Below are 6,771 nucleotides of genomic sequence, written 5' to 3'. Positions count from 1 at the left end.
CGGCGCCGTCTCGTCATAGAGCTGCAAATAGCTCCCGATCTGCTCGAAGTTCAGCGTCAGGGCGCGGTAGTAGGAGGCGGCGACGTATTTCCAGCGCTGGGTGCGCACGCCGATCACCTCCTCGTTGTTGAAGAGGATGATCTCGTCCCGCGCCGAGGGGGCGCCGGCCAGCCACACCCGCGACTGGTCGACCCCGTCGAGCTCGACGCCGGCCGGCGGCGCCACGCCCGCCAGCGCGCAGAGCGTCGGCAGGATGTCGACGCCGGACAGGATCGCGTCGGTCCGCCGCCCCGGCCTCACCCGTCCCGGCGCCCAGACCATGAACGGCACGCGGTAGCCCCCGTCGTCGGCCCCGCCGCCCTTGCGGCCGCGCAAGGCTCCCGCCGAGCCCTCGAACCACGGCCCGTTGTCGGAGGTGAAGACGACATAGGTGTCCCGCTCGAGCTGCATGGCCCTGAGCTTTTCCATCAGCCGCCCGACCAGGGCGTCCAGCTCGCGCACCACGTCGCCGTAGGGGCCCTGCTGGCTGGCGCCCTTGAACTTCGCCTCCGGATGCTCCGGCAGGTGCGGCGCGCTGAACGCCAGCTCGACGAAGAACGGCCGGTCCTTGGCCTCGTCCATGAAGGCCGTCGCATGGTCGTAGAACTGCTGCTGCAGGGCCGGATAGTCCACCGGGCCCGAGATCCCCTTGGGATGCGCCGCGTCCGAAGCCCAGGTGCTGAGCGGCGCCATGTCGTGGCTGTAGGGGATGCCGTAGTAGGCGTCGAAGCCGTAGGTGGTCGGCAGCCAGTCCGGCCCCTGGTGGCCCAGGTGCCACTTGCCGAACAGGCCCGATGTATAGCCCGCCGGCTTCAGGACGTCGGCGATGGTCCGCTCGCTGTGCGGCAGCTTGCGGTCGTCGTCGGCGAAGATCACCTCGAAGCCCAGCCCGGTGCGCACCGGATAGCGTCCGGTGAGCAGGCCCGCCCGCGACGGCGTGCAGAGGTTGGCCGGCGCATAGTAGGACGTGGCTGTCAGCCCCTCGCGGGCCATGCGGGCCAGCGCCGGCGTCGGGATGATCCCGCCATAGGGCGCGATGTCGCCAAAGCCCAGGTCGTCGCAGAGGATGACGATGAAGTTCGGCGGCCGCCGGGCGGGTGCGGCTTTCGTCAGGCTGGGCAGGGCCGCGGCGGCCGCCCCGGCCTTCAGCAGATTGCGACGGTCCATCGCTTCCCCCGTTTTTCTATTTCTACCGTCATGACCGGGCTTGTCCCGGCCACCCAGAAACGCTGGCGGTCAAGGCGCTCACAGCAGCGCCACCGCGACCCCACCCGGTCCGTCGGTGTCTGGGTGGCCGGGACAAGCCCGGCCATGACGTTCTTAGATTGTAAGTGTCACCAGCGCAGCAGGCGCGGTCCGATAAGGGCGCCGACCGCGGCCCAGGCCAGCATGCCCAGGCTGTACCAGCTGGCCAGGAAGCTGACGGCGGTCTCGTTGCAGGCCATGCCATAGGCCGCGGCGCCCAGGCCGCCGGCCATCAGCCCGGCCGCGGCGCCGGCCAGCCTCGGCCGGGTCGGCGCCATCTGGCGCAGCGCCCACAGCGCGGCCAGGAATCCCGGCAGCGACAGCGCGGCGATGTTCAGCGAGCAGACCTGCCAGCTGTGGCCCTTCAGGACCGGCATCCAGGCGCCGCGCGGCAGGATCATCAGCTCGTGCGCCGCCAGCCCCAGCACCGCCAGGATCGCCAGGCCCGCCAGCGTCATGCCGATCGGCGCGCGCTCGCCCGGCCGCCCCAGCCGCTCCAGGGCGATCAGCCCGGCGGCCGCCAGGGCCAGGGCATAGCCGGCCTTCATCCAGAAGCGCATGGAGCCGACCGCGTGGCCCAGGTCGTGGCGCGGCCCCCAGATGGCCATCGCCAGGGCCAAAGCCGCCAGCACGCCCACCGCGGCGGCCACGGCCAGCAACAGGCCCACCCGCGGCGGCCGTCGCGCGGTCGTGGAGGCGCCCAGCCGGGCGATCAGGTCATCCGTCGACACGGCCGACCCTCCGCGACATGGCCTTCATGGCCCGGTGGATGCTGACCTTGCCGGCGCCCTCGCTCATGCCGACCTTGGCGGCGGCCTCCTGCACCGAAAGGCCGGTGATCTTCACGTCCAGCAGCAGGCTCCGCTGCCGGGCCGGCAGGGCGGCCAGCAGCCTGGCGAGATCCTGGCTGGCGTCGCGCGCGGCGATGTCGTCGACGGCGAACAGCGCCTCGGCGCTCTCGATCGGGGCTTCCGGCCGCGCGCCGCGGCGGCGGAAATGGTCCATCAGCTTGTAGCGCGCCACCGAATAGGCCCAGTTCAGGAACGGCCGGCCGGGGTCGTAGGTGTGGCGCTTGAAGTGTACGGCGATCAGGGTGTCCTGCACCAGGTCCTCGACCTCGGCGGCGGCGCCGATGCGCCGGCCGAAATAGGCCCGCAGGTAGCCGCCCAGGGCGCGCAGCAGCTCGGTCTGGGCGGCGCCGTCGCCGTCCAGTCCCCGCACCATCAGCGACCTGAGCCGCGCCTCGAGGCTCACGGGGCGGGTCGCGTCATGCGACGTCCCCGACTCCGGAAAGCCCGTCGGCGCGGCCGGGCCGCCCTGGAAACCCCGGCGGCGCGTCGTGCATGTGGTGAAGGTTAGTGGGCGGCCCCGTCCTTGGCCATGGACTCCTGGGCCATGGCGCCCTTGGCCATAGCGCCCTTGTCCATGGCGCCCTTGTCCATGGCGCCCTTGGCCATCTTGGCCTTGTGCTTGGCCTTGGCCATGTGATCGGCGGCCATCTTGGCGGAACCCATGGGCTTCGCAGCCATGGCGTCGGCGGGCTTGGCCATCGTATCGGCCGCCTGGGCGGCGCCGGCGGCCAGCAGGAGGAGGGCGGCCGAAGCGGCCAGCAGCTTGCTGTTCATTCTCGTGGTCCTTTTCTCGATGTGTGAGGCCGTTGTTGTCCACCGCGGGGGTCACCCCCTGGCGGCCGCCAGGATGGCCCCGCCCCTGGGCAGTTGGATGAGGATGGCGGTCTTCAGCGCCGGGTCGGCGGCGGGCGGCAGGGCGAAGCGGGTCGCCGCCCCGCGCCAGGCGCCCAGCCGCGTCAGCTCTCTGACCACATTGCGATGCGGCAGGGTCTTGCCGCCGTTCTCGCCGCGCTTGATCGGCACCTGCACCAGGCGCGGGTCGTAGCGCACCAGCCAGACGTCGGCGGCCTGGGCCGTCGCGCCCGCGCCGATGGCCACCTGGCCGGAGCCGATCGACAGGTCGGGGCCGCGCGGGGCCCGCTCGCCCCGCGCGATCAGGCCCTGGAATTCGCGGCTGTCCGCGCCCACGCCGTCCTGGCGGCCGTTGACCACCACCTGCGGGGTGAACACCTGGCTGTGGCCCAGGCCGTGCGCGTAGTCCCACTGGCGGGCGGTGAACTTGGGGCTGGCGAAGGTGTCCTTCCAGCCGAGCTCGTCCCAGTAGGTGACGCCGAACGACAGGGCCAGCACCTCCGGCCGGTCGACCACGCCCAGCAGGTTGGCGTTGGCCGGCGGGCAGGACGAGCAGCCCTGGCTCTGGAACAGCTCCACGACCACCGGGTGCGCCGCATCGGCGGCCCGCGCGGGCGCGGTCAGGGTCAGGCTCAGCAAAAGGGGCACGGCGCGCTTCCACGTCATGCCCCTCATTTCGCTCAGCTTGGCCGGAAGGTTACGCCGCCGCGATCGTTTTCGTGACTCCGGCCGTCAGGTCACCAACGAACCTTGCGAAACAAATTCCGCAAAACCCATTCGTTTCAAACGAGTATCCTTCCCACATCGGGCAGCCACCACCGGCTCGAATCCGTCAGCAGAGGGGTCGACAATCAAGAGGCGGCCATCGGTCGAGATCAGTGGATCCCAAACGTGCAGGTCGTCCGCGACGTATGCTGTGCCGATCACTACGGCGACGTCCGCGGCTTTCAATGCGTCGGAGAATTCGCGCTGCATCTGAGCGACCGCTTCGTCGCAAACGAGTACCTCCTTGCCTTTGGCGTATAGCGCCATCGCGGGAGGTAGATCGTCACTTGCCAATCTTCTCTCTGCCTCGTCAGGACGGATGAATCGGGCGGGGCCATCTACCAATTTGACATACTGACTGAAGGTACCCCCGGTCGACGATATCGGCGCTGTGTGGACGAGGTTGGGTGCGCCGTGCAGCTTCAATAGCGGGATTTGACCTCGTGGAACGGACGACCCGTAGCCGACGTAACCGTTCTGCTTCGACGCCAATACCCGATCGAGAAGCAGATCGTAGTTCAGCGTTGCTACGATCTTCTGGTGGGAGTCGGACTTCAATCGATCGACAAACCTGATGTAGGCGCTTCCCATTTGCGGCTTGAATTGAAGGAAGTAGAGGCCCATCGCGCGAAGCAAGGATGGGAGCAGGCTGTCGTTAGTCCTGCGAAGAAGTTCGAAGCCAGGCTCGAAGGGACGATCCGCCCTCTTAAACTCGCTCTGCACATCGGCCGGCAATCGGGCCCATGCCGACGAGAATTCGACCAGTTTGTCGAAGAGCTGAATGCCAAGCGGTGGCACGGAGGGGGAGGCGGAGAGCGAGCCGTAGCTCGCTCCCGCTCCCAGAAGGTACACGACCTTCACGACCCTTCAGCTCAAGTTGCCATCACCAGATCTTCACGCGGTCGGCCGGGGCGACATAGAGCTTGTCGCCCGGCTTCACGTCGAAGGCGGAGTACCAGCCGTCGATGTTGCGGATCGTGCCGTCCACCCGGAACTTGGCCGGGGAGTGGGGGTCGATCACCACCAGCTGCCGCGAATAGTCGGGACGGGCCTTCTCGCGCCACACCTGCGCCCAGCCGAGGAACACCCGCTGGTCGCCGGTGAAGCCGCCGATCACCGGCGCGGGCTTGCCGTTCAGCGAGGCGTGATAGGCGTCGAGCGCCAGCGACAGGCCGCCCATGTCGCCGATGTTCTCGCCCATGGTCAGCTGGCCGTTGACGTGGCTGCCCGGCACCGGCTCGAACATCGAGTACTGGTCGCCCAGCCGCTTGGCCTGGACGTTGAACTTCGCCGCGTCCTCGGCCGTCCACCAGTCGCGCAGCACCCCGTCGCCGTCGGACTTGCGGCCCTGGTCGTCGAAGCCGTGGCTGGTCTCGTGGCCGATCACCCCGCCGATGCCGCCGAAGTTGATCGCCGGATCGGCCTTGGGATCGAAGAACGGCGGCTGCAGGATCGCGGCCGGGAACACGATCTCGTTGTTCACCGAGTTGTAGTAGGCGTTCACCGTCTGCGGGGTCATGCCCCACTCGGTCTTGTCCACCGGCCCGTTCAGCCGGGCGAGATCGCGATGCCATTCATAGGCGCCGGAGCGCAGCGAGTTGCCGTAGAGGTCGTCGGCCTTCAGCGTCAGCGGCGCGTAATCCCGCCACGTCACCGGATAGCCGATCTTGACGGTGAATTTGGAGAGCTTCTCCAGCGCCCGGCCCTTGGTGTCGGCGCTCATCCACGGCAGCTTCTCGATGCGGGCCCGCAGCGCGATCTGGATGTCCTTCACCAGGGCGTCCATCTTGGCCTTGCTCTCGGGCGGGAAGTAGCGCGCCACATAGACCCGGCCGATGGACTCGCCGACCGCGCTGTTGCTGAACGCCACCGCCCGCTTCCAGCGCGGGCGCTGTTCGGGCTGGCCCGACAAGGTCTTGTTGTGGAACTCGAAGCTGGCGTCGACGAAGCGCTTGGAGAGCAGCGGGGCGGCGCTGTCGGCCACGTGGAAGGCCTGCCAGGCCTTCAGGGTCTCCAGCGGCGTGTCGGCATAGGTCTTGGCGAACTTCGGGAAGGCCGTGTTGGTGGTGACCACGAAGCGGTCGACGGCGGGCAGCTCGGCGCCGACCAGGTAGCGCTTCCAGTCGAAGCCGGGCGTCGCCGCCTGCAGCTCGGCCAGCGTCATGGGATTGTAGGTCTTGTCCCGGTCGCGCCGCTCGGCGCGGGTCCAGCTGGCCTCGGCGAGCTTGGTCTCATAGTCGACGATCGCCTGGGCGCTCTCGGCCGGATGCTCCCAGCCGATCATGGTCAGGATCTGCTGCACATAGGCGAGGTAGGCGGTCTTCTTCGCCGCGAACGAGGCCTGCAGATAGTAGTCGCGGTCGGGCAGCCCCAGGCCGCCGGTCGCCGCATAGACCGCGTAGCGATGGGGGCTCTTCTGGTCGATCGAGATGCCGATCGGCAGGATGGTGTGGAAGCCGGTGCTGGTCCCCCGGCCCATCAGGGCGGTGAACTGGTCGCGGTCGGCGACCGCGCGGATCTGCTCCAGCTCCGGGGCGATCGGCTTGGCGTCCAGCTTTTCGGCCAGGCCTTCGTTCATGAACGAGGCGTAGGCCGCCCCGATCTTGGCGGCGTCCTTGTCCTTCAGCTTGCCCGCGGCGGCCTCCTCCAGGATCGCGTGCACGCGGTTCTCGGAGAGTTCGGCCAGCTTGTCGAAATTGCCGTAGCGCACCCGGTCCGACGGGATCTCGGTGCGGTCGTCCCATTTGCCGTTGGCGTAGCGGTAGAAGTCGTCGCCGGGCTTGACGATCGGGTCCATGCCCGTCGCGTCGAAGCCCCAGGTCCCGTAGTGCGGCATGGCCAGCGACGGCGCCGCTTCGGCTGATTTGGCGGCGGCCTTCGCGGCGGCCGGCTTGGCGGCGGGCTTCTTGGCCTCGGCCAGTCCGTGGCCGGCGGCCAGCGTCAGGGCCGCGATCGCCGCGGCCGAAAGCAAATGGTTTCTCAAAATCGGCCTCATTACGCCCCAATCCCTCACGTTTCC

7 protein-coding genes are annotated in these 6,771 nt (G+C 68.8%); all 7 read right to left on the bottom strand.

The genetic code is table 11. From position 1 onward, the window contains the following. A partial coding sequence (locus VGT80_RS11445) for a sulfatase-like hydrolase/transferase (protein ID WP_327455888.1) occupies window positions 1–1,206 on the bottom strand: 1,206 nt, incomplete at its 3' end. Between the two features lie 167 nt (window positions 1,207–1,373). Next, window positions 1,374–2,015: a DUF1109 domain-containing protein gene (locus tag VGT80_RS11440; protein ID WP_327455886.1), complete on the bottom strand. Its 642-nt coding sequence runs from the start codon at window positions 2,013–2,015 to the stop codon at window positions 1,374–1,376. After that, window positions 2,002–2,538 (bottom strand): sigma-70 family RNA polymerase sigma factor, encoded by a 537-nt coding sequence (locus tag VGT80_RS11435; protein WP_327455884.1) that lies wholly within the window; start codon window positions 2,536–2,538, stop codon window positions 2,002–2,004. The genes VGT80_RS11440 and VGT80_RS11435 overlap by 14 nt, the downstream gene beginning before the upstream one ends. Before the next feature lie 101 nt (window positions 2,539–2,639). Beyond that, window positions 2,640–2,909, bottom strand: a complete 270-nt coding sequence (locus VGT80_RS11430) for a hypothetical protein (RefSeq protein WP_327455882.1) — start codon at window positions 2,907–2,909, stop codon at window positions 2,640–2,642. A 51-nt stretch (window positions 2,910–2,960) separates the two neighbouring features. Further along, entirely contained in the window at window positions 2,961–3,653 is a 693-nt protein-coding gene (locus VGT80_RS11425) for a DUF1223 domain-containing protein (protein WP_327455880.1), read from the bottom strand. A 66-nt stretch (window positions 3,654–3,719) separates the two neighbouring features. Then, window positions 3,720–4,613, bottom strand: a complete 894-nt coding sequence (locus tag VGT80_RS11420) for a hypothetical protein (RefSeq protein ID WP_327455878.1) — start codon at window positions 4,611–4,613, stop codon at window positions 3,720–3,722. 22 nt (window positions 4,614–4,635) lie between these two features. Further along, the gene (locus VGT80_RS11415) at window positions 4,636–6,735 is read right to left on the bottom strand and encodes a M13 family metallopeptidase (RefSeq protein WP_414693906.1); all 2,100 of its coding nucleotides are present in this window, start codon (window positions 6,733–6,735) and stop codon (window positions 4,636–4,638) included. Window positions 6,736–6,771 lie beyond the last annotated feature (36 nt).

This window comes from Phenylobacterium sp., from assembly GCF_035944335.1.
In the GTDB taxonomy this organism is placed as follows: domain Bacteria; phylum Pseudomonadota; class Alphaproteobacteria; order Caulobacterales; family Caulobacteraceae; genus Phenylobacterium.
Note: the sequence above shows the minus strand (reverse complement) of the source record. Positions and strands in the feature narration are given on the sequence as shown.